The sequence below is a fragment of the Streptomyces tardus genome (assembly GCF_018101125.2).
GTDB classification, from domain to species: Bacteria; Actinomycetota; Actinomycetes; order Streptomycetales; family Streptomycetaceae; genus Streptomyces; species Streptomyces tardus.
In genome coordinates, this window is the sequence record NZ_JAELVF020000001.1 from 270,769 (window position 1) to 293,122 (window position 22,354).

Below are 22,354 nucleotides of genomic sequence, written 5' to 3' on the forward strand. Positions count from 1 at the left end.
TCGGTCAGCGGCGCACCGAGGAGCAGTCGGGGCTGTCCGGCTCGCCCGACAGACGGTTGGTGACCCAGTTGATCGCCGCCCGCTGGTCGGTGATGAGCGGCAGGAAGTGGTTGACCAACTTCTCGCCGGTGTCCGGCAGTTCGACGGGCACGTAGGTGACCCGGGCATCCTTCGCGCACCAGTCCGCGGCGAGGGTGCGGGCCTGCTCGTGGGTGACGAGGTTGTCCTTGGTGCCGGTTGCCACCCGTACCGGACCGGCCGGTGCGAGCCGGCCGATGCGCTGGCGGTCGAGGATCGCCGCGACCTCCGGTTCGGCGGCCACGATCTCCGGGATCGACTCCCCGTTCTTCGTCCAGTCCGCGCTGCGGGCGCCCGCGTAGCCGAGAATGCCGTCGCCGACGCAGGCGTCCGACAGCTTCTCCAGCGCGTCCTTGCCCTTGTCGTTGGTGTACTTGTCCAGGATCGGGGCGAGTTCGGAGTCGGAGTCGAGGAACCCGTTGATCGACCAGCCGAGCGCGGAGGCGAGGGTGCTGCCGTCCACGGCGGCGAGCACCTTGGCGAGGTCCGCGGGAGGGGCGCCCACGTAGGTACCGGCGAGTTCGATCTCGGGGGCGTAGCCGGGCTGGAGTTCGGCGGCCGAGCCGGTCGCTCCCCCGCCCTCGCTGTAGCCGTACAGGCCCACCCGCGAGGCGGGAGTCAGTGAGGTGTCCGGCAGCGCCCGGGCAGCGCGTACCGCGTCGAGCACGGCGTGCCCGGCGTCCAGGCGGTTGACGTAGGTGTGCGTGCGGTCCGTGGTGCCCAGACCCACGTAGTCGGTGACGACGACCGCGACGCCCCTGGCGAGGAATCGGTAGATCGCCAGGTTCTCGTAGCCGACGGAGACCGAGCCCGAATCCAGCGACAGCGGCTTCTCCAACGCCTTCGAGGCGGCGCACTGGTCGCCCTGGCCCATGGTCCCCGGGGCGAGCGCGACCAGCGGACGCTCCCCGCCGCCCATCCACTTCGCCGCCGGTTCGATGTACGCGCCGGTCACCGCCACCGGTTCACCGCGCGAGTCGGTGGACCGGTACATCAGCCGGGTGGCGCTGCCCGGCAGCGGGCCGTCGATCCCCGGCAGGCTGAGACCGAGCCGCAGCTCCTCCGTACGGACCAACTCGCCGTTGCGCCCCGGGAGTTCGGCCGGAGGCCGGTAGAAGCCCGGATCGCCGGCGGAGACGGCGGGCTCGGCGGCGGACTCGGCGGAGGCGGCGGACTCGGCGGAGGCGGCGGGCTCGGCGGAGGCGGCGGGCTCGGCGCGTTCACCGGCGCCCGCGGTCGTCGTCTGCACGGCGACCCCGGCGGTCGCCACCATGGCAGCCGCGAGCAGCGTACGGCCGGCGGCAACTCCCTTTCGGCGGCGCGCACTCGGACGGGCGCGGCCGGGCGCGGAGGCGGACGGGTGCGCGGGGTCGGCGGGCTCCAGGGCTGCCGGCTCCGGGACGGCGGCGTGCTCGGTGTGACGAGGGTTCACGGAACTCACTCCAGCTTCGTCGGTTCGGCCGAGGGCTCGACACCTCGGTCGAAGCGGGGACGGTGCCTGCGGGACGACACGGCGCAGACCGCGCTCGCTCGCACGGCGAGGCGGCGGCACGGGCGGGGCGGGAACAGGGCAGGACGGCATCGCCGTCGCGCGGGCGGCGTTCTTACTGACCGGTCAGGTGTGGACAGTAGGGCCGGCGGCACGCAGGGACAATGGGCGCGCGTGAGTGTTCTCGCCGGACGCGCTGTCACCGGCACACGGTTCGGGCGAACTCGCGAGCCGTCGGGGCGACCCGGCCCGGCTCGGGACGAGGGACAAGCCCCGGCCCGGAGGACCGCAGGGCGCACCCCGCGCACGAAGAGGGGCGCCCCGGCCGGGAGACACACGGCCGGCAGCCGGACGACAAGCAGGCGGACAGACAGCGGGCAACCAGCGTTCAGGCACCCGGGAGGCAACTGGGCAGCCGGAGCCGGGAGTCGCGCCGCCGGGTCAGGCGTTCTCGGGCTCCCCGACCTCACCGAGATCCTGGCGGGAGGGCGAGCCGAGCTTGCGCATCGCACGCGCCACATGCTGCTCGACGGTGCGCGGCGAGAGGTGCAGGGTGCCGGCGATCTCGCGGTTGGTGAGCCCCGCGGCTGCGAGGTCGGCGACCTCGCGCTCCCGGGGAGAGAGCCGATCGCCGTAACCCGGACGGCCCGGGGAGCGGCGCTCCTCGGTGACGGGCTGCTGGGCGCGCAGCACGGCGCGGGCGCGCGAGGCGTCCCAGGTGGCGCCGAGTTCGGTCAACTGCTCGACCGCGTACGCGAGTTCGGCGGTCTCCGGCTCCGCGCCCGTCTCCAGCGAGCAGCGGAACGCGGCCTCCACGGCGAGCGCCCGCGGATACGGCCGGTCGAGCTTTCCGTACTCCAGACCCGCCTCGCGGAACAGCACGGCGGCGCGCTCCCACCGCTGTTCGCACTCGGCGAGCAGCGCCCGGCTCCACAGCAGCGCGACGCTCGCAGCAGGTGCGTCCCGGCCGCGCAGCCCGGACTCCAGCTCCGCCACCATCTCCCGTACGGTCTCCGCGCGCTCGGACCTGACCATCGCCTCGATCGCCCAGGGCGCCAACTCGGCGGCCCACACCCAGACTTGGGACCTGCGTATCCGCTCCCAGGCCGCCACCGCCTGCTCGTGCGCGCCTTCGAGGTCGGACCGCGCCAGCGCCAGCCGGATGAGCGCACCCGAGGCGGCGGCGACCAGCGGAACCGAGCCCTCTTCCAGCGTCGGAAAGTCCTCGCCGGAGAGCCAGTTGGCGGTCTGCGCCCAGTCGCCCCTGGCGAGCGCCAGCAGCCCGAGCACCACTCTGGCGTCCTCGGCGATGACCGGCATCCGGCCGGACTCGTCGACCAACTCCTCGCAGCGCGCGGCCAGTCCGGCCCAGCGGCCGGTCAGCCAGTCCACCAGCAGCGCGGTGCCGCGGCCGGTCTGCTCCTGGTAGAAGGCCCCGCTGCGGCGCGCGTGGTCCAGGCCCTCGGCCAGCAGCGCGGCACCGTGGTCGTGGTAGCCGAGCAGCACCGCCGAGTCGGCGCAGTTGCACAGTCCGCGGGCGACGTGCTGGAGGTGGACGGGGTCCTCGGTGTCGCGCGGCAGATCCGCCAGGAGCTGCCAGCCGTCGGGGTCGCCGGTGCCGAGCAGCACGGAGACCCGGTTGGCGGCCACCGCGAGCCGGATGGCGGGGTCGCCGCTGTCCGCGGCGGCGCGCTCGGCGCGGGCGAGCCACCGCAGGCAGACCGAGAGGGAGGCGGTGGGCCAGTACGGGATGGCCAGGGCCGACATCACCCGTGCGGTCAGGGCCGGTTGGTCGTGCAGCTCCTGGACCGCGCGCTCCATCTCCCGGCGGCCGTCGGCGGCCTTGCCCAACTGGTTGGAGAGCAGCAGCCCGAGGTCCAGCCGCACCTTGCCACGGACCACCAGCGGCAGCGCCTCGTCGTCGGTGATGCCGCGCAGCACCCGTACTGTCTGGTCCGAGCGCAGGCCGACCACGGCGCTGCGGGCGAGCAGCGGGGCCAGTCGCACCCGGGTGGCGGAGGGCAGTTGCGGATGGGCGAGCGCCTCCTCCAACAGCCCTGCCGCGACCTGGTGTTCGCCCTTGCGGGCGGAGTCGCGGGCGGCACGTTCGACCGCCTTCGCCCAGGGACCGAGCTGTCCGCCGTCGCGGCGGTGGGCGGCCAACTCGGCCCAGGGGGCGGGTTGTCGGCGCGCCAGCACCTCGGCTGCCCGGACGTGCAGCTCCTGGCGCAGCGGCCCCGGCAGGTCCTCGTAGACCGCACGGGCCGCGAGCGGCACGGCGAAGCCGTAGCGGTCGGGGCCGAGCGGTACCAGCACCGCCGCTCGCAGCGCCTCGGCCAGGGCGGCGCTCCCCCGCTCCGTCGACAGCCCGGCGATCTCGGTCAGCTCCCGTCGGCCGGCGGGCTGGCGCACCACGCCCGCGGCGAGCACCAGGTGCCGGGCCGCCTCGGACAGCGGGGCACAGCGGCCGAGCACCAACTCCGCGAGCCGTACGGGTACTTCGGCCCGATCCACATGGCGTGCGGCGCGGCGGCGGCCCTCCTGCCGCAACACGGGTGCGGCGAGCAGGTCGACCACGACCCGCGCCACTCCCCCGCTGTGCTCGTGCAACCTCCGTACGAAGCCGGGGCCGCAGGCATCCTCGCCGAGGCTCGTCACCGCCAGCTCCTCCACCTCCGCGAGGTCCAGCGGCTCGAAGCGCCGGCGCAGTACGAGGAGTTCGGAGGAGTAGTCGGTGGCGGCGCCGAGCGGCAGTCCGGGCGAGACCAGCTCCTCGGGCCGGTAGGTGAGCACAGCCGCGAGCCTCGCGGGCGGCTGCTCGAACAGGGCCCGCAGCGCCGCGAGTTCGTCGGCACCCGCCCGGTGCAGGTCCTCGACGACCAGCAGCAGCGGGCCGGTTGTCGCCCGCACCTCCTCCAGCCGCGCGGCACCACTCGCCTCGACGCCCGCCGCCCTTCCGCTCACGGCGCTCACGGCGCTCCCGGCGTCCACTCCGGCCCCGGCCGTCCGTACGGAAGGCGGCGGCAACGGTGGCGGCGACGCAGAGGGCCGGGCCGCGGAGTGCGCGATCGGGTGTGCGACGGGCTGCGACCCGGGGCGCGGTACGGGACGCGGTACGGGACGGCGTCTGTCCACGCCCGGCTGTCGGCTCACCAGGCCACCGGCCGTGCAGCGCAACACCACGGTGCGCACGGTGCGGAGCTCCGGCTCGTCGAGCAGCAGCCTCAGGTGCCAGGTCTTGCCGGTCCCGGCCGCACCGGCCCACAGCAACAGCACCGGGGAGGGCGCGGCGCGGTGCAGGGCCTCCGACAGCGCACGCAGACTTTGCTCACCCTTCGTGTTCACTCCACGTTCCTGTGCAGTCATACGGGGCGATCCGCTTTCTTTGCGTATCCGTACTTCACGGCTCCCTGATTGCACAGTGTCCCCCGCAGCCGCCAGCTTGGCACTACCGGCGGTGACGTTTTCCCCCGTGCCCCGAGCAGGTTCGGCGGGGGACGACGGAGCCTCCGGTCCGGCACACCGCTCACCACGGTGCGTCATGTGCCGAGAGCTGCCGACCCAGCTCGGAGGAGCCTGTATGAGCACCACCGCACAGCCGCCGCGCAGCGCCGCGCCCTTCCCCCACGAGGGCGCGTCGCTCGGCGGTGAGGCAGTCCGATCCGACGGGGGTGTCACACGGGCGTCGTGCTGTCTTGCGGCGACCACCGAGGCGCCGCCCTTCCTGCGCACCTTCGCAAGAGGGGTGGCGCGCCGGTGGCTGCTCGACACAGATGTCGAGGACGCACTCGCGGTGATCGTCACGGAGCTGGTCACCAACGCCGTGCTGCACTCCGGGAGTCCGGAGGTGTCACTGCGGCTGGGTCTGGACGGCACGACGCTCTCGGTCGAAGTGCGGGACTCGGGCAGATGGCGTCCGCGCGAGACACCGCGCCGGGAGCCGCTGGACGAGGGGGCGGCCTGCGGACGCGGGCTGACCCTGGTCGCCGCGTACGCGTCGAGCACCCGGGCGTACCCCTCGCCGCAGGGCACCAGAGTGGTGGCCGACCTCAGCGTGCCGCCCGCCTGTACGGGTTCGGGCGGTCGCTCTCCGAACAGGCGGGTCAACCCCCAGCGCCGTACTGCCGCCGGCGTCGGCTGAGAAGCCGACGGCCACGGCGCTTCCCGCCGGGAGGAGGGGTGTCGGGAAGCCCCGGCGCCCCTCCTGCGCTCCCTTCGCACTTGCCGCCCGCCTCTCGTCCGCACGCCCCTCGCGCACCCCCGCGGAGCGCCGGTGCGCCTCGGCGGTCGCGCGCCCGGCGGCGGTCGGAGGTTCACCCGATCCGGGCCGATCCGCACTCGGACCTCGGGCGCCGGGGCGTACGCCCACCCGACTCCCGCACCCGCCAGCGGCCCGTGCGACCTCGCCCAGCGGGCCCAATCGCCCGGCGCCCACCCGCCGTTCCGGCGTGGCGCGGCGCACGGGAAGAACGCGCGGCGCAGAACGCGCACGGGGACCCCTGGACTTACTTGGACGTCCAACTATATGGTCGGAGTGACCTTCGCGACGCAGTGCAGGGTGCACTTCACCACCCACGAAGGCGCCCTCGACAGTGCCCGATTGAGCCCAATCCGTGCTCGGCCCACGGCGGGTGGCAGCGACACTCGATGCCACGCACACCCATGGGTCGACCACGCCGGAGCCCGACCGCCGCAGCCCGCCAACCCCGGGCTCGTCCGCGCGTCCCACCCCCGACGAGAGACAGGTCCCCCATGATCCGCGAGCTGACACACTTCATCGGCGGCAAGCAGGTCCCCGGCACTTCCGGGGAGTTCGGCGACGTCTACAACCCGAGCACCGGCCAGGTGCAGGCCCGCGTTCCGCTGGCCGGCCGCGCAGAGACCGAGGCCGCCATCGCCGACGCCGCGCGCGCCCAGGTCGAGTGGGCGGCGTGGAACCCCCAGCGCCGCGCCCGGGTGATGATGCGCTTCCTCCAGCTCGTGGACGAGGAGCGGGACTCCCTGGCCAGGCTGCTCTCCAGCGAGCACGGCAAGACCGTTCCGGACGCCGCCGGCGACCTCCAGCGCGGCCTGGAGGTCGTGGAGTTCGCGATCGGTGTGCCGCACCTACTCAAAGGCGAGTTCACCGACAGCGCGGGCACCGGGATCGACGTGTACTCGCTGCGTCAGCCGCTCGGCGTGATCGCGGGCATCACCCCCTTCAACTTCCCGGCGATGATCCCGCTGTGGCAGGCCGCCGTGGCCATCGCCTGCGGCAACTCCTTCGTGCTCAAGCCCTCCGAGCGCGACCCGTCCGTACCTCTGCGGCTGGCCGAGCTGTTCCTGGAGGCGGGGCTGCCGCCGGGCGTGCTCAACGTCGTCAACGGCGGCAAGGAGTCGGTCGACACGCTGCTGGAGGACGAGCGCGTCGCCGCCGTCGGCTTCGTCGGCTCCACCGCGATCGCCCAGTACATCTACGCCACCGCCAGCGCCAACGGAAAGCGCGCCCAGTGCTTCGGCGGCGCCAAGAACCACATGATCGTGATGCCCGACGCCGATCTCGACCAGGCCGCCGACGCGTTGATCGGCGCGGGCTACGGCTCGGCCGGCGAGCGCTGCATGGCCATCGCGGTCGCCGTGCCGGTCGGCGAGGCCACCGCCGACGCGCTGATCGCCAAGCTCCGCGAGCGCATCGCCGGCCTGCACGTCGGCAACTCCGACGACCCGGACGCCGACTTCGGCCCGCTCGTCGGCCAGGACGCGCTGGACCGGGTGCTCGGATACCTGGACATCGGCGTCGCCGAGGGCGCCGAGCTGCTGGTCGACGGCCGCACCGCCGCCCATCACGGCGACCCCGGCGGCTACTTCGTCGGCGCCTCGCTCTTCGACCGCGTCACCTCCGACATGAGGATCTACCGCGAGGAGATCTTCGGTCCGGTGCTCTGTGTCGTGCGCGCCGAGGACTACGAGGAGGCGCTGCGGCTGCCCAGCGAGCACGAGTACGGCAACGGCGTCGCGATCTTCACCCGGGACGGCGACACCGCGCGCGACTTCGCCCGCCGCGTCAACACCGGCATGATCGGCGTCAACGTGCCCATCCCGGTCCCGGTCGCGTACCACACCTTCGGAGGCTGGAAGCGCTCCGGCTTCGGCGACCTCAACCAGCACGGCCCGGACGCCGTCCGCTTCTGCACCCAGACGAAGACCGTCACCTCCCGTTGGCCCTCCGGGGTCAAGGAGGGCGCGAGCTTCACGATCCCCACGATGGACTGAAGCCGATGCACACGCTCAACGACGACCAGCGCGCGATCTTCGAGGCGACGCTGGACTTCGCCAGAGAGCATCTGGCGCCGCACGCGGTCGAGTGGGACCAGCGCAAGCACTTCCCCGTCGACGTACTCGCCAAGGCCGCCGAGATGGGCCTCGGTGGCGTCTACGTCCGCGAGGAGGACGGCGGTTCGGGGCTGAGCCGCCAGGACGGGGTGCTCATATTCGAGGCCCTGGCCACCGGCTGCCCCTCGATAGCCGCCTACACCTCCATCCACAACATGGTCGCCTGGATGATCGGCAGCTACGGCAGCGCCGAGCAGCGCGCCCGGTGGCTGCCGGGCCTGTGCTCCATGCGCTCGCTGGCCAGCTACTGCCTGACCGAACCGGGCGCCGGCTCGGACGCCGCCCGGTTGAGCACCCGCGCGGTGCGCGAGGGCGACGAGTACGTGCTGACCGGCGTCAAGCAGTTCATCTCCGGCGCGGGTGCCGCACAGGTCTATCTGGTGATGGCCCGCACCGGCGAGGACGGCCCGCGCGGCATCTCCGCCTTCCTGGTCGACCGCGACGACCCGGGCCTGTCCTTCGGCGCCAACGAGCAGAAGATGGGGTGGAACGCCCAGCCCACCCGCCAGGTGATCCTGGAGGGCGTGCGACTGCCCGCCGACCGGCTGCTCGGCCGTGAGGGCGAGGGCTTCAGGATGGCGATGTCCGGTCTCAACGGCGGCCGGCTGGGCATAGCGGCCTGCTCGGTCGGCGGGGCGAAGGCCGCGCTGGACGGCGCTCTCGGCTACCTCCGGGACCGGCACGCCTTCGGCGGCCCGCTGATCCGGCGGGACTCGCTCCAGTTCGAACTCGCCGACATGGCCACCGAGTTGGAGGCCGCCCGCGCGCTGCTTTGGCGCGCCGCCGCGGCCCTGGACGCGGGCGTCCCCGAGGCCGCCGAGCAGTGCGCGATGGCCAAGCGGTACGCCACCGACGCGGGCTTCTCGGTAGCCAACCGGGCCTTGCAACTCCACGGCGGCTATGGCTATCTCAGCGAGTACGGCGTGGAGAAGATCGTCCGAGATCTCCGCGTGCACCAGATTCTGGAAGGGACCAACGAGATCATGCGCGTCATCGTCGCCCGCGGGCTCGTGGGAGCCGCCTGATGGCTTCCCCGACCCCGCGTCCCCCCGCCGAGGAGTCCGAGGGCCCCGAGGCAGAGGTGCTGGTACGCCGCGAGGGGCACGCCGGCCACCTCGTGCTCAACCGACCCAAGGCGCTCAATTCGCTGAACCGCGCCATGGTCCGCCGCCTGGAGGAGGTGCTCGGGCAGTGGGAGCGGGACGACACCGTGAAGGTCGTCGTCCTCTCCGGTGCCGGTGAGCGCGGGCTGTGCGCGGGCGGCGACATCCGCGCCATCCACCAGGACGCCGCCGAGGGCGGCACCGCCAGCGCCGACTTCTGGCGCGACGAGTACCGGCTCAACGCGCTCATCGCCCGCTACCCCAAGCCCTATGTGGCGCTGATGGACGGCATCGTGATGGGCGGCGGTGTCGGCGTCTCCGCACACGGCAGCGTCCGGATCGTCACCGAGCGGTCCCGGATCGCCATGCCGGAGACGGGCATCGGCTTCGTGCCCGATGTGGGCGGCACCTATCTGCTGGCCCGCGCGCCCGGCGAGCTCGGCACCCACCTCGCCCTCACCTCCGACCAGATCGGCGCGGCGGACGCGCTGCTGTGCGGGCTCGCCGACCACCACGTCCGCTCGGAGCGGATCGAGGAGCTGCTCGCCGCGTTCGGGGAGCGCGAAGTGGACGAGGTGATCGCGGAGTTCGCGACCGAACCGGCCGAGGGCCGGCTCGCCGCGCAGCGCGAGTGGATCGACGGCGCCTACGCCCACGACCGGGTCGAGGACATCGTCGCGGCGCTGCGGGGCCTGGGTTCGACCGCGGCGAAGGCGACCGCGGAGCGCATCCTCGGCAAGTCCCCGTCCGCTCTGAAGGCGACGCTGCGCGCGCTGCGCGGCGCCGCCCGGCTCCAGACCCTGGAGCAGGTGCTGGAGGTGGAGTACCGCACCTCCTGCGCGGCGCTGCGCTCCCACGACCTGATCGAGGGAGTGCGCGCACAGGTCATCGACAAGGACCGTTCGCCGAGCTGGTCGCCGCCCTCCTTGGAGGACGTGACCGAGGCGCACGTCCAGGAGTACTTCGCCCCGCTGGGCGAGGGCCGCGAGCTCGGGCTCGTCCCGGCGACAGAACCGAAGGAGAGCCGATGAGTGACAACTCCCCCCTCAGGATAGGTTTCACGGGGCTCGGGCACATGGGCGGACCCATGGCGGCCAACCTCGTCAGGGCAGGCCACACCGTCCTCGGTTTCGACCTGGTGCCGGCCGCTCTGGAGCAGGCCGAGGCGGACGGCGTCACGGTGGTCGCCTCCGCGGCCGAATCGGCGACCGATGTCGACATCGTCGTCACCATGCTGCCCAGCGGGCGGCAGGTGCTGGAGTGCTACACCGGCGAGGGCGGCCTGCTGGCCGCCGCGAAGCCCGGCACGCTCTTCATCGACAGCTCGACCGTGGACGTCGCCGACGCACGTGCCGCCCACGAGGCCGCGGCGGCAGCCGGCCACCGCTCGCTGGACGCACCGGTCTCCGGCGGTGTGGCGGGCGCGGCCGGCGGGACCCTGACCTTCATGGTCGGCGGCTCGGAGGAGGCCTTCTCCGACGCGCGGGCAGTGCTCGACGTGATGGGCGGCAAGGTCGTCCACTGCGGAGACGCCGGCTCCGGCCAGGCCGCGAAGATCTGCAACAACATGATCCTCGGAATCTCCATGATCGCGGTCAGTGAAGCCTTCGTGCTCGGTGAGGAGTTGGGCCTCTCCCACCAGGCGCTCTTCGACGTCGCCTCCACCGCCTCGGGCCAGTGCTGGTCGCTGACCTCGTACTGCCCGGTGCCCGAGCTGGTCCCCGCCAGCCCCGCCAACCGCGACTACCAGCCGGGCTTCGCCGCCGCACTGATGGCCAAGGACCTGGGCCTGGCCGCGAGTGCGGCGCAGGCCGGCGGGGTCGCCGCCGATCTGGGCCGGCGCGCCGCGGAGGTGTACGCGGCCTTCGCCGAGGGTTCCGGCGCGGGCAAGGACTTCTCCGCGATCATCCACGAGGTACGGGCCGGATCGGCCGACCGCACAGGCGAGGAAAAGGACCAGAGCAAGCCATGACCCACGAGTACGAGACGATCCTGGTCGAGCGCAGGGGCCGTACGGGGCTGATCACCCTCAACCGCCCCAAGGCGCTCAACGCGCTCAACCTCCAGGTGATGAACGACGTCGTCGACGCTGCCCGGCAGCTGGACCGCGACCCGGACATCGGCTGCCTGGTGCTCACCGGTTCGGCCAAGGCGTTCGCCGCCGGCGCGGACATCAAGGAGATGCAGCCGCGCGGCTACATGGACATGTACGTCAGCGACTGGTTCACCGCCTGGGACCAGTTCGCCGCTGTGCGCAAGCCGACCGTCGCCGCAGTCTCCGGGTACGCGCTCGGCGGCGGCTGCGAGTTGGCGATGATGTGCGACATCCTGCTCGCCGCAGACACCGCGAGGTTCGGGCAGCCGGAGATCAAGCTCGGCGTCATCCCCGGCATCGGCGGCTCGCAGCGCCTGACCCGGGCGGTCGGCAAGGCCAAGGCGATGGACCTGTGCCTGACCGGTCGGATGATGGACGCGGAGGAGGCCGAGCGCGCGGGCCTGGTCTCGCGGGTCGTACCGGCCGGCGAGCTCCTCGACACCGCGATGGAGGTGGCCGGGACCGTCGCCGGGATGTCGGCGCCGGTCGCCATGATGGCCAAGGAGAGCGTGGCCCGATCCTTCGAGACGACACTCACCGAGGGTGTCCGGTTCGAACGCCGGCTCTTCCACGCGACGTTCGCCACCGAGGACCAGAAGGAGGGCATGGCCGCCTTCGTCGAGAAGCGCGACCCGGAGTTCCGCCACCGCTGACGCCTGTGGTCCGCCGAGCACACCGACGGGCCCTCGCGCACGTCCGGTGATCGACGAGAGCGCCGTTCGCCCGGTTCCGCACCGGGCGAACGGCGTTGTCGGTGCCACGGTCTAGGCTCGGACGCATGAGTTACGCCGATCTCCGCGAGCTGAACAACGCGCTGCGCACGGCCAACGACATCGCGTCGCACAGCTGGGAGGGCACCCCGCCCATGGACCAGCTGGACGCCCTCTCCGACGCGCTCCAGCGCGCCCTGACCTCGGTGCGCGCCATGGAGTCCGAGCTGGGCGGGTCGACCGGCTGCCGGGAGCACCCGCGCGGTGCGGTCGATCCGCTGTACGGCGACAGGGACGACCCGCTGCCGCCGGGCTGGGGCAAGTGCCTGCTGTGCAACGACCGCCGCCGCAAGGCCGGTTCGGCCCGCGGCAGACGCTACCGCTGAGAGTGCGGAAAGCGTTCGGCAGAAGGCGCAGCGCTGGGAGAGAGCGGGCCGGGCAGGCGACCTGCACGGCGGCCGGTACGGGCGGAGCAGCTCGGAAGCGGCCCGATCGGCGCCCGCACCGCCGCTGCGGCGACGGTGGCGGCGGCTGCTGCTGCTGCTGCTGCTGCTGCTGCGACAGGCTTCAGAAGACCGACCAGTCGGAGCGTTCGGTGAAGTCCTCCAGTGCGGCGAGCGCACCCACCGAGTTGCCGATGGCGTCGAGCCCCGGGCTCCAGGCGCAGACCGCGCCGCGGCCCGGCACGATCGCCAGGATGCCGCCGCCCACGCCGCTCTTGCCGGGCAGTCCCACCCGGTAGGCGAAGTCGCCCGCCGCGTCGTAGGTGCCGCAGGTCAGCAGCACGGCGTTGACGCGCTTGGCATCACTGCGGCCGAGCAGCCGGCTCCCGTCGGCGCGTATGCCGTGCCGCGCCAGGAACGTACCGGCGAGTGCCAGGTCGTGGCAGTCGAGGCTGATGGAGCAGTGCGCGAAGTAGTGGGCCAGCACCTCCTCGACGGGATTTTCGAGGTTGCCGAAGGAGGCCATGAAGTGGGCGAGTGCCGCGTTGCGGTGGCCGTGCTCGGCCTCGGAGGCGGCGACGTCCCCGTCGATGGCGATGCCCGGGCTGCCCGACTCCGCGCGCAGGAAGTCCAGCACCGAGCCGCCGGCGTCGCCGGTGAGGCTGAGCAGCGCGTCGGTGACGACGAGGGCGCCGGCGTTGATGAACGGGTTGCGGGGGACGCCCTGTTCGGCCTCCAACTGGATCAGCGAGTTGAACGGGTTGCCCGAGGGCTCCCGGTTCACCCTGCGCCACAGCGACGGGCCGCCGTGGTGGAGCGCGAGCGCAAGGGCGAACAGCTTGGAGATGCTCTGTATCGAGAACGGCTTCCGCCAGTCGCCGACCCCGTGCACCTCGCCGTCGACCGTCGCCAGCGCCATTCCGAAACTGCGGGGATCCGCGCAGGCCAGCGCCGGAATGTACCCCGCCGGTCGGCCCCGGTCCAGTGCGGGCAGGGCGGCTTCCCGGGCGCGGGTCAACAGAGCTGCGTAGTCCACCGGGCCATTGTGACCGACCCCTTTCCGGCCGCTTTCACGGGTACCGGTGGCCGACACGTACCTCCCGGCCTGGCGCGGGTTCCGGGTGCTTCGGGCGGGGCGGACTTCGGGCGCGCCCTCAGGACGGCTCGACGACCCGCATCTCGAACCAGGTGGTCTTGCCGTGCGGTTGGAGGTCCACGCCCCAGCGGTCGGAGAGCCGCTCCACCAGCCACAGTCCTCGTCCGCTGGTGTCCAGGTCCTGCACCGGCAGGAGGCAGGGCAGTCCGCGCGAGGGGTCGCGCACCTCCACCCGTACGCGCCCGCGGCCCCGGTACATGCGCAGCCCGAAGCGGACCGCGCCGGTGTGGCAGACGGCGTTGCCGACCAGCTCCGAGACCAGCAGCACGCCGTGATCCGTCAGCCCGGCCGGGAGGTTCCACTTGCCGCGCAGCACGGCCTCGGCGAGCATCCGTGCCGTCTTGGCGGACTCCGGACGGTTGGGCAGTCGTACCTCGTCCACGCTGGGGTCGCTGTCGGGCGACGCCAGCAGAGCCGGCAGGCGGATTCCCGCCTCACGATCGAGGATTGACACCCGTTCCGCCCCACTTTCCGGCTCGGCCCCACGTCCTGCGACGACCACCATGATGACCGTTCCACACACTCCTCGCGGCCGGACGGATGTATTCACCTGCAGGTCCCGTAGTGCGCCCCGGCGCGCCAACCGGGCCCGCACGCCGGGCGGTTGCCCCGCACACGGCGTACGACCTGCGGCGACACCGGGGGACACTCCGCGCACACGTGATCACCAGCGGTCGTTCACGGTCCGAAGATTTTTTACCCGCGGTAACAACTGATCACGCGGGCACGCCGTCGGCCCCGTCGCCGGCGCCCTTCCCGGGGACCCCACGCCCGCAGCCGCACCGGCGCCGGCTCGCTCGTCGCAGCAAGCGCCGTCCGCGGGCCCCACCGTCTCCGGCCCGCCCCCGCGTCAGCCCACAGCAAGCGCCGATCGGGCGGACGCCGCCGATGGGGCCGGACGCCGCCGATACGCCGGACGCCGCCGATACGCCGGACGCCGGCGCCCGAGAGGACGCCGGCGTCGGCCGGAACACGTGTCGACCGCAGAGTCGTGTCGGCCGGACACGGCCGGGAGCGGATGCCGCCGAGCGGGGGGCCGGCGGCACCCGCCGCGGATCAGGAGCAGGGCTTGTAGAAGTGCTTCCAGCCGTCGGTGGGCATGGCCGGCGGCTGCGGCCTGGCGCCCCACTCGCCGTACTCCTCCATGGCCTCGCGGTCGAACTCGCCGGGGCCGGTGCCCGGTTCGGTCAGCCGGACGCTCCGGTCGAGCTGGCCGTCGCCCGCGGCGTTGAGGATCGCGAGGTCGGGGTACTCGTCGTCGCCGTAGTTGGCGATGCGCAGCTCCTCCGCCTCGCCGCGGTCACCGATGTCCAGGTGGCGGGAGTTGTCGGAGCTCAGGTCCGCGCGGTTCAGCGGGCCCGGGCGGTACTCGGAGAGGCGGGCGGTCTCGGAGTCGTCACCGGGGGACGGCTCCACGAGGTTGACCACCAGGTCCAGGGTGCCGTCGTTCTGGAAGTCGGCGACCGCCGCGGTGGCGATCTCGGCCTCCTCGGCCCCCACGAGCTCGTTGACGCTGTGCTTCTCGCTGAACGAGCCGTCCGCGCTGCCCCACTGGACGGTCATCGCGGTGCCGGAGTGACCCGGGTTGACGATCTTGTCCGCGTGGCCGTCGCCGTCGAGGTCGCCGAGCAGCGTGGTGGCGTCGGCCAGGCACGGCGCGGTCGAGGCGGCGGAGTCGCCCTTCGCGTCGCTCGTCCCGGTGGCACCGGCCTGGTAGCCGGCGAACGCCAGGGGCACGGCAGCTGCTGCCACGGCCACGGCGATCAGACGTGAGCGCTTTCGAGGCATGTACGAACTCCTTGTGTCGTCTGTTCGGATGTTGCGCGGGATTAGAGGGGAGGCGGTCAGCCGGGGTTCACCTCTCGAACATCCGTGTGATAGAACCGTGACACAAGGAAATGCTGCCTCTACGGCGACCCGGCCGCGGACCGCGTCCGCCCCTCCCCCGTCCGCGCCGCCTTCGTCCCAGCTCAGCGCGCCACCGAGCCCGCGCGCCGCGCCCCGACCCAGCCGAACGACGTCAACTCACCGCCCTTCAGCGGAAGTTGGCCTTCCCGGGGCCGTCCTCCACGAAGCTGCGCATCCCGATCGTGCGGTCCTCGGTGCCGAACAGAGCGGCGAACCAGGTGCGTTCGATCGCGAGTCCGGAGTCGATGTCGACCTCCAGCCCCGCGTCGATGGACTCCTTGGCCGCCCGCAGCGCGATCGCCGGGCCCGCCGCCAGTCGCGCCGCCCAGGAGTGCGCCTGCTCGTACACCTCGGCGGCCGGCACCACCCGGTCCACCAGGCCCATGGCGAGCGCCTCCTCGGCGCGGACCTGCCGGCCGGTGAAGATCAGGTCCTTGGCCTTCGAGGGGCCGACGAGCCGTGCGAGCCGCTGGGTGCCGCCCGCGCCGGGGATGAGCCCGAGCAGGATCTCCGGCTGTCCGAGCCTGGCGTCCTCGGCGGCGATCCGGAAGTCCGCACAGAGCGCGAGCTCGCAACCGCCGCCCAGCGCATAGCCGTTGACCGCGGCGACCACCGGCTTGGGAATGCGCGCCAGGGCGGAGAAGGAGGCCTGGAGGTCGCGCCCCCGGGCGACCATCGCCACCTGGTCCATCTCCCGCATCTCCTTGATGTCCGCACCCGCCGCGAACACCTTCTCGCCACCGGTGATCACCACCGCGCGGACGTCCTCGCGCCCGCTCACCTCGGCGGCGAGCTCGCCCAGACGGTCCTGCACGGCGGTGTCCAGTGCGTTCATCGGAGGGCGGTCGAGACGGATGGTCGCGACCCGGTCGGCGACGGTGAGGCTCACGGTGGCAGCTGTCATGGCGGCAGGGTAACGGTCGTTCACTGCTGCCAGGTGGACTTCTTCCGGCCTTCCGGATCCAGCGCCGAACCGGCCCTCCAGGAAGGCCAGTCGAGGTTCCAGCCGCTCAACCCGTTGTCCGGCGAGACGAGTTCACCACCGCCGCCGCGCACCTCCACCACGTCGCCGATCAGCGAGCTGCGGAAGAGCCAGCCGGCGGGCAGCTCCTCGCTGCCGCCCCGCACGTCCTCCAGCCCCACGCAGCCGTGGCTGGTGTTCTGTGTGCCGAACACCCCCGCGTCCGCCCAGTAGTTGCCGTGCAGAAAGGTCCCGCTGCTGGTCAGGCGCATCGCGTGCGGCACGTCCGGATAGTCGTACTCCCCCGCCAGGCCCACCGTCGCCCCGTTCATCCGCGTCTCGGTGTGCTTCTCGCTGATCACCATGGCCCCGTTGTACGTGGCGAACTCGGGCGGACCCGCGGTGATCGGGACCGTACGGACATGCGCACCGCCGCGCCGTACGGTCAACGTGCCCGCGTCGGCGTCGACGAGGCTGTGCTGGTCGCGGCCTACGGTGAACCGCACCTTCTTGTACTGCGCCCCGTACGAGCCCCTGGCGCCGCGGACATCGCGCAGCCGCAGGTCGAGCGTGACCTCGGTGCCGGGACGCCAGTACTCCCGCGGCCGGAAGTCCAGCCGCCGGTTGCCGAACCAGTGGCCCACCACGGGCACCCGGGGCTCGGAGCTCACCGTCACCGCGCGCTCGACGGCGGCCCGGTCGACCACCGGGTGGTTGAAGTTCAGCGAGACGATCATGCCGGTGCCGACGGTCTGGCCGTCCTCCGGAGTGAAGCGGCCGATCAACCGCGGGCCGGGTTCACGGGTGGCGAAGGTCGTGCGCCGGACCGTACGCCGCCCGTGGCCGTCCACCGCCTCGGCGCGGATCTCGTAGCGACTGGAGAGGAGCAGCTGCCCGGAGGTCGGCTGCCAGGTCCGGCCGTCGGAGGACAGCCGGCCCGCGACGCGTTCGGCGGGACCGCGCTGGCCCCCCAGCGACTCCGCGTCCTCGCGCCGCACCACCACCCGCTCCAGGCGTCCGTCCGGCACCGTCACCGCCAGCGACTCGCCCGCCGCCACCCCCCGGGCACCGTCCGCCGGGCTCACCCGAACGGCGTCCGCGGGCGCCCTGCGTTCCTGGGCCGCACCGCAGCCGGACAGGCCGCTCCCGACAAGCGCCCACAGCGCCACCACCAGCATCGAACCGCCCAGCCTTCGTTCCATCACATCCGCACCAACGACCACACAGGTGGCGAGAAACGTACGGCTCGTACGTGCGGGTGAGACGTCACGTATGGGGACAATCTCCGGAAAGCATCACGGAGCACCTCACCGGCAAGGACGCACATGACGCAGGCCACCGGCCATCCCGCGGACCCCGCTCGTCCCTCACGCCCGGCCCCCGGCCAGGTTTCCGAGCCTCCCGCCACGACCCCCGGCACGCGTCCCACCGCCCCCGCCGAGCACGCGTCCCCGCGGTCCCGGCCCGTGTGGCCCGGCAGCCCGCAACCGCTCGGCGCCCGCTACCACACCGGCCCCGACGGAGTGCACGGCACCAACTTCGCCCTCTGGGCGGGCGGCGCGGAGGGCGTCGAGATCTGCCTCTTCGACGACGACGGCCACGAGACCAGGCACCCTCTGACCGAGCTCACCCACGAGATCTGGCACGGTTTCCTGCCCGACGTACGCCCCGGCCAGCGGTACGGCTACCGGGTGCACGGGCGCTGGGACCCCTGGTCGGGCGCCCGGTGGAATCCGGCCAAGGTCCTCCTCGACCCCTACGCCCGCGCCGTGGACGGCGACTTCACCCTCCCGCCCGAGGTGTACGGCCACGTGCGCGACTGGCCCGAACAGCACCTCGCCGACACCGTCCGCGACGACCGCGACTCCGCGCGGCACGTACCCAAGGGCGTCGTCGTGCACAGCGGCGACACCAGCGGCCCCGGCGACGAGTGGCTGGACGACCGCCGCCCGAAGACCCCGTGGGCCGACACCGTCCTCTACGAGCTGCACGTGCGCGGCTTCACCAAGCGCCACCCCGGCGTGCCGAAGGAGCTGCGCGGCACCTACGCCGGGCTCGCCCACCCGGCCGCGCTGGAGCACCTGACCCGGCTCGGCGTGACCGCCGTGGAACTGCTGCCGGTCCACCAGTTCGCGCACGAGGACCACCTTCTCCGCCGCGACCTGCGCAACTACTGGGGATACAACTCGATCGGGTACTTCGCCCCGCACGCCGGCTACGCCGCACACGGCAGCCGCGGCAGCCAGGTCGGCGAGTTCCGCGACATGGTGCGCGCACTGCACCGCGCCGGTATCGAGGTGATCCTCGACGTCGTCTACAACCACACCGCGGAAGCAGGTGAGTTGGGCCCGAGCCTCTCCCTGCGCGGCATCGACAACCGGGGCTACTACCGCCTCGGCGACGATCCGCGCCGCTACGCCGACTACACCGGCTGCGGCAACACCCTCCACGTCGTCCAGCCCCAGGTCCTGCGCCTGATCACCGACTCACTGCGGTACTGGGTCCAGGAGATGGGCGTCGACGGCTTCCGCTTCGACCTCGCCGCCGCACTCGCCCGCTCGATGCACGACGTGGACATGCTCTCCCCCTTCCTCGCCGTCATCGCCCAGGACCCGGTGCTGCGCCGCGTCAAACTCATCGCCGAGCCCTGGGACGTCGGCGACGGCGGCTACCAGGTCGGCGCCTTCCCCCCGCTGTGGACCGAGTGGAACGACCGCTACCGCGACGCCGTCCGCGACTTCTGGCGCGGCGCCCTCCCCGACGTGCGCGACCTCGGCTACCGCCTCTCCGGCTCCAGCGACCTCTACGCCTGGGGCGGCCGGCGCCCGTACGCCTCGGTCAACTTCATCACCGCGCACGACGGCTTCACCCTCCGCGACCTAGTCACCTACAACGAGAAGCACAACGAGGCCAACGGCGAGGACAACCGCGACGGCACCGACGACAACCGCTCCTGGAACTGCGGCGCGGAGGGCGAGAGCGAGGACGAGCGGATCAACGCGCTCCGCCGCCGCCAGCTGCGCAACATGCTCACCACCCTGCTGCTCTCCACCGGCGTGCCGATGCTCGTCGCCGGCGACGAGTTCGGCCGCACCCAGCAGGGCAACAACAACGGCTACTGCCAGGACAACGAACTGGGCTGGGTCGACTGGTCGTTGCTGCGCGAACCCGGCTGGCGCCGCCTCTTGGACCTCACCGCGCGACTGATCGCGCTGCGCCGCGCACATCCCGTGCTGCGCCGCAAAGCGTTCTTCTCCGGCCGACCGCAGGGCCCGGACGGGCTGCGCGACCTCGCCTGGTTCACCGCCGAGGGCGCGGAGATGACGGAGGACGACTGGTACACACCCGGCACCACGGTCGCGATGTTCCTCTCCGGCAACGACATCGTCGGCCGCGATGTGCGCGGCGAGGAGATCACCGACGACAGCTTTCTGCTGCTGCTCCACGCCGGCCACGAACCGCTGGACTTCCCGCTGCCCGGCACTCCCTGGGCCGACGCGTACGAGCTGCTGGTCGACACCGATACGGAGTCGCCCCGCCCCGAACCCGAACGAGCGGTGACCGCCGGCACGACGGTGACGGTGCCGCCCCGCACCGTCCACCTCTGGCGCGTGGCCCGCCGGCCGTAGCGATCACGAGCGTTGCCGACGTCCCTGGGGCTTGATCACAGCGAAGGCCTCCGTGCGCGGTGGAGGTGTCGCACCCTCACCGCGCACGGAGGCTTTCGTCTCCCACCGCAGTGCCCGGCCGACACCCGCGCAACTCCACTCCCGCGCAACTCCACTCCCGCGCAACTCCGCTCCCGTACGCCACCGCCACCCCGTGCACCACCGCTGCCCCGGACGTGTACCAGCGTTCTCGGCACTCCGTACCCCCGAGCGCCGCGACGACCTCCCCAGAATCGTTTCGTCTTTACATCACCGCAAAGTCAATCTTAGTGATCAACTGCGGCCCACCGTCCGTTTTCCACAAAAACGCGGCACCTGCCCCGACGCTGCGTTGAACTGTGCCCGGGGCACGAACAGGCCGACGCCCGGCGGCGGTTGAGAGCCGCCGACCGCGCAGCCCACCGGCCGGACACAACGCGCGCGAGGCGCTGGAGGGCGAACGATGTATCTCACCCGGTTCCGTGTGAACACCACCCGCGGCGGAGCCAAGCGGCTTCTCTCCTCACCCCGGGCGCTGCACGCGGCAGTGATGACGTCCTTCCCCGCCGCCGGGGCGTCTCTCCCCTCACCGAGGACGACCGCCTCCCCGGAAGCGACGCCCAGCGCCGAAATACTGCCGGACGAAGGCGCCGGCTCGCCCAGAGTCCTGTGGCGAACCGACCGCAACGCACGCGCGGAGACCCACCTCCACATCGTCAGCCCCACCGAACCCGACCTCGGGCACCTCGTACAGCAGGCCGGCTGGCCGCAGCGGGCAGGTCAGCACACCACCGGCTGGCAGACCTGCCCGTACGCACCGTTCCTCTCCCGTCTGACCAAGGGCGAGAACTGGACCTTCCGGCTCACCGCGAACCCGGTGCACGGCGTCCGGCGCCACCCCGGCGAACGCGCCAAACGCACCGCGCACCTCACCCCCCGCCACCAGCTCCGCTGGCTGCTCCAACGCCAGGAACACTGCGGTTTCCGCGTACTGCACAGCGCCGATGCCCAGGCCCTGCACCTGGAGGAGCGGTACGCCGTCACCGTGCACAGCCGTCGCCAGCTCTCCTTCGCCCACCCCTCGTCGGCGCCGGCCCGACCGACCCGCTCCCAGCCCAAGACCACCCTCGTCACCACGACCTTCGACGGGCGGCTGGAGGTCACCGACCCCGAGGCGCTGCGCCGCACCCTCACGCGCGGCCTCGGCAAGGCCAAGGCCTACGGCTGCGGACTCATGACCCTCAGCCCCCTCCCCCGCTGAGCCCGGCACACCCGACGGGAGAGGCAGGAGAGACGGGAGAGGAGGGAGCGACGAGCAGAGCGCGCGAAGCCCCCACCGGAGGCGAAAGGTTGTACGAGGGTCGTCTTGTTTCTTGAATGAACAACTCACAGAGTTTCAGTGAAATCACTGAAAACGTCTGGGAAGTTGACAATGCCCACAGAGAGCCTGCCGCTCGCCGAGGTGCGTCGGATCACGGAGAAGAAGCGCGATGCCTGGTGGACGGTGATGCTGGTCGATCCGGTCGCCACCCCGCTGGTACGACTACTGGCGAGACGGACGTCGATCACGCCGAACCAGATCACCTGGGGAGCGTTCCTCCTGGGGCTCGTCTCCGCCGGCCTCTTCCTGCTCGGCGACTGGCGCTGGCTGGTGGCCGGCGCGGTCGTCTACCACCTGAGCTTCGTCCTGGACTGCATGGACGGGAAGTTGGCCCGCCTCACCGGCCAGGGCTCCGTCTTCGGCGCCTGGCTGGACTTCGTCTTCGACCGGATACGGGTCATGGCCTGCGCCTTCGCACTCGGGGCGGGCCAGTACAACCGCACCGGCGAAACCCACTTCATCTGGCTCGCCGGACTCGTCGTCTTCCTCGACGGCCTGCGCTACATCAACTCACTGGAGATCTTCAAGACCCGCCACACGATGCGCAAGCAGATCAAGTCGCGCATCAGGGCCGCCCGGCAGGCCGAGGACGCCGACTCCCTGGCGTTCATGGAGGACCTGCTCCGCGAGAACCCCTCCGCCGACATCGAGCAGGACCTCACCAGGGCCCGCACCCCGGAGGAGCAGCAGCAGCCGACCGCGCCCGAGGCTGACGAGACCCCCGCCGCGCCCGCGAAGAAGACCCAAGTAGTCGACCTGCAACAGGAGTTCCGCCGCCGCTTCCCGCTCTATCTGCGGTTCCGCTCGGCGCTGCTGCGGCACCGGATACGTCCGCACCTGGTCAGCGGGATCGAGTTCCAGATGGCCGTCTTCATCGTCGGCCCGCTGGTGGACGCCGTACTGCCGGTCGCCCTCGTCGCCGGCGGGCTGCTGCTCGCCTTCGAACTCGCGATCATCTACAAACTGCTGCTCTCCACCCGCGACTTCGCCCGCACTCTCGACACCTTCGAC

General features: G+C 72.3%; 17 protein-coding genes. 10 read left to right on the plus strand and 7 right to left on the minus strand.

The features are described from left to right. Positions 1-4: 4 nt before the first annotated feature. Both JGS22_RS01125 and JGS22_RS25805 read right to left on the minus strand, forming a co-directional pair. Complete coding sequence (locus JGS22_RS01125) at positions 5-1,351, minus strand: lipase family protein (protein WP_216815059.1); 1,347 nt, start codon at positions 1,349-1,351, stop codon at positions 5-7. A 657-nt stretch (positions 1,352-2,008) separates the two neighbouring features. Continuing rightward, positions 2,009-4,912 (minus strand): helix-turn-helix transcriptional regulator, encoded by a 2,904-nt coding sequence (locus JGS22_RS25805; RefSeq protein ID WP_308405457.1) that lies wholly within the window; start codon positions 4,910-4,912, stop codon positions 2,009-2,011. 235 nt (positions 4,913-5,147) lie between these two features. On the opposite strand from JGS22_RS25805, the gene JGS22_RS01135 reads away from it, so the two are divergent. The 7 genes from JGS22_RS01135 to JGS22_RS01165 all read left to right on the plus strand — a co-directional run bounded on the left by JGS22_RS01135 (position 5,148) and on the right by JGS22_RS01165 (position 12,233). Continuing rightward, complete coding sequence (locus JGS22_RS01135) at positions 5,148-5,708, plus strand: ATP-binding protein (RefSeq protein WP_211041839.1); 561 nt, start codon at positions 5,148-5,150, stop codon at positions 5,706-5,708. Positions 5,709-6,319: 611 nt separating this feature from the next. Then, positions 6,320-7,819, plus strand: coding sequence for a CoA-acylating methylmalonate-semialdehyde dehydrogenase (locus tag JGS22_RS01140; protein ID WP_211041838.1), 1,500 nt, complete (start codon positions 6,320-6,322; stop codon positions 7,817-7,819). Between the two features lie 5 nt (positions 7,820-7,824). Then, the gene (locus JGS22_RS01145) at positions 7,825-8,964 is read left to right on the plus strand and encodes an acyl-CoA dehydrogenase family protein (protein WP_211041837.1); all 1,140 of its coding nucleotides are present in this window, start codon (positions 7,825-7,827) and stop codon (positions 8,962-8,964) included. Further along, positions 8,964-10,073 carry an enoyl-CoA hydratase/isomerase family protein gene (locus JGS22_RS01150; protein ID WP_211041836.1) on the plus strand — a complete coding sequence of 370 codons (1,110 nt, stop codon included), beginning with the start codon at positions 8,964-8,966 and terminating at the stop codon, positions 10,071-10,073. The genes JGS22_RS01145 and JGS22_RS01150 overlap by 1 nt, the downstream gene beginning before the upstream one ends. After that, positions 10,070-11,014, plus strand: a complete 945-nt coding sequence (mmsB, locus tag JGS22_RS01155) for a 3-hydroxyisobutyrate dehydrogenase (RefSeq protein WP_211041835.1) — start codon at positions 10,070-10,072, stop codon at positions 11,012-11,014. Before JGS22_RS01150 ends, mmsB begins: the two co-directional genes overlap by 4 nt. Next, positions 11,011-11,790 (plus strand): enoyl-CoA hydratase, encoded by a 780-nt coding sequence (locus JGS22_RS01160; RefSeq protein ID WP_211041834.1) that lies wholly within the window; start codon positions 11,011-11,013, stop codon positions 11,788-11,790. Before mmsB ends, JGS22_RS01160 begins: the two co-directional genes overlap by 4 nt. A gap of 125 nt (positions 11,791-11,915) precedes the next feature. Then, complete coding sequence (locus JGS22_RS01165) at positions 11,916-12,233, plus strand: hypothetical protein (RefSeq protein ID WP_211041833.1); 318 nt, start codon at positions 11,916-11,918, stop codon at positions 12,231-12,233. A gap of 181 nt (positions 12,234-12,414) precedes the next feature. On the opposite strand, the gene JGS22_RS01170 is transcribed toward JGS22_RS01165, so the two are convergent. From JGS22_RS01170 to JGS22_RS01190, 5 genes are all read right to left on the minus strand, one after another. Next, positions 12,415-13,326, minus strand: a complete 912-nt coding sequence (locus JGS22_RS01170) for a glutaminase (RefSeq protein WP_211041832.1) — start codon at positions 13,324-13,326, stop codon at positions 12,415-12,417. A 118-nt stretch (positions 13,327-13,444) separates the two neighbouring features. Next, complete coding sequence (locus JGS22_RS01175) at positions 13,445-13,900, minus strand: ATP-binding protein (protein ID WP_372454170.1); 456 nt, start codon at positions 13,898-13,900, stop codon at positions 13,445-13,447. Positions 13,901-14,502: 602 nt separating this feature from the next. Next, positions 14,503-15,234: an FG-GAP repeat domain-containing protein gene (locus tag JGS22_RS01180; RefSeq protein ID WP_211041830.1), complete on the minus strand. Its 732-nt coding sequence runs from the start codon at positions 15,232-15,234 to the stop codon at positions 14,503-14,505. 247 nt (positions 15,235-15,481) lie between these two features. After that, positions 15,482-16,258 carry an enoyl-CoA hydratase/isomerase family protein gene (locus tag JGS22_RS01185; RefSeq protein ID WP_211041829.1) on the minus strand — a complete coding sequence of 259 codons (777 nt, stop codon included), beginning with the start codon at positions 16,256-16,258 and terminating at the stop codon, positions 15,482-15,484. 20 nt (positions 16,259-16,278) lie between these two features. Next, the gene (locus tag JGS22_RS01190; RefSeq protein WP_211041828.1) at positions 16,279-17,517 is read right to left on the minus strand and encodes an Ig-like domain-containing protein; all 1,239 of its coding nucleotides are present in this window, start codon (positions 17,515-17,517) and stop codon (positions 16,279-16,281) included. 123 nt (positions 17,518-17,640) lie between these two features. Between JGS22_RS01190 and glgX the strand changes: the two genes are divergently transcribed. The 3 genes from glgX to JGS22_RS01205 form a co-directional block, all read left to right on the plus strand. After that, entirely contained in the window at positions 17,641-19,944 is a 2,304-nt protein-coding gene (glgX, locus tag JGS22_RS01195; RefSeq protein WP_216814799.1) for a glycogen debranching protein GlgX, read from the plus strand. Between the two features lie 481 nt (positions 19,945-20,425). Next, on the plus strand, positions 20,426-21,223 hold the full coding sequence (gene cas6e / locus JGS22_RS01200; RefSeq protein WP_211043109.1) for a type I-E CRISPR-associated protein Cas6/Cse3/CasE: 798 nt from the start codon (positions 20,426-20,428) through the stop codon (positions 21,221-21,223). Between the two features lie 171 nt (positions 21,224-21,394). Continuing rightward, positions 21,395-22,354: CDP-alcohol phosphatidyltransferase family protein (locus JGS22_RS01205; protein ID WP_216814800.1), on the plus strand; the 960-nt coding region annotated here is incomplete at its 3' end.

What these genes read in the sequence shown, in the direction of transcription:
- JGS22_RS01125 (WP_216815059.1), bottom strand. Translation starts at nt 1,351, where the DNA reads ATGGTGGCGACCGCCGGGGTCGCCGTGCAGACGACGACCGCGGGCGCC.
- JGS22_RS01135 (WP_211041839.1), top strand. Translation starts at nt 5,148, where the DNA reads ATGAGCACCACCGCACAGCCGCCGCGCAGCGCCGCGCCCTTCCCCCAC.
- JGS22_RS01140 (WP_211041838.1), top strand. Translation starts at nt 6,320, where the DNA reads ATGATCCGCGAGCTGACACACTTCATCGGCGGCAAGCAGGTCCCCGGC.
- JGS22_RS01145 (WP_211041837.1), top strand. Translation starts at nt 7,825, where the DNA reads ATGCACACGCTCAACGACGACCAGCGCGCGATCTTCGAGGCGACGCTG.
- JGS22_RS01150 (WP_211041836.1), top strand. Translation starts at nt 8,964, where the DNA reads ATGGCTTCCCCGACCCCGCGTCCCCCCGCCGAGGAGTCCGAGGGCCCC.
- mmsB (WP_211041835.1), top strand. Translation starts at nt 10,070, where the DNA reads ATGAGTGACAACTCCCCCCTCAGGATAGGTTTCACGGGGCTCGGGCAC.
- JGS22_RS01160 (WP_211041834.1), top strand. Translation starts at nt 11,011, where the DNA reads ATGACCCACGAGTACGAGACGATCCTGGTCGAGCGCAGGGGCCGTACG.
- JGS22_RS01165 (WP_211041833.1), top strand. Translation starts at nt 11,916, where the DNA reads ATGAGTTACGCCGATCTCCGCGAGCTGAACAACGCGCTGCGCACGGCC.
- JGS22_RS01180 (WP_211041830.1), bottom strand. Translation starts at nt 15,234, where the DNA reads ATGCCTCGAAAGCGCTCACGTCTGATCGCCGTGGCCGTGGCAGCAGCT.
- JGS22_RS01185 (WP_211041829.1), bottom strand. Translation starts at nt 16,258, where the DNA reads ATGACAGCTGCCACCGTGAGCCTCACCGTCGCCGACCGGGTCGCGACC.
- JGS22_RS01190 (WP_211041828.1), bottom strand. Translation starts at nt 17,517, where the DNA reads ATGGAACGAAGGCTGGGCGGTTCGATGCTGGTGGTGGCGCTGTGGGCG.
- glgX (WP_216814799.1), top strand. Translation starts at nt 17,641, where the DNA reads ATGACGCAGGCCACCGGCCATCCCGCGGACCCCGCTCGTCCCTCACGC.
- cas6e (WP_211043109.1), top strand. Translation starts at nt 20,426, where the DNA reads ATGTATCTCACCCGGTTCCGTGTGAACACCACCCGCGGCGGAGCCAAG.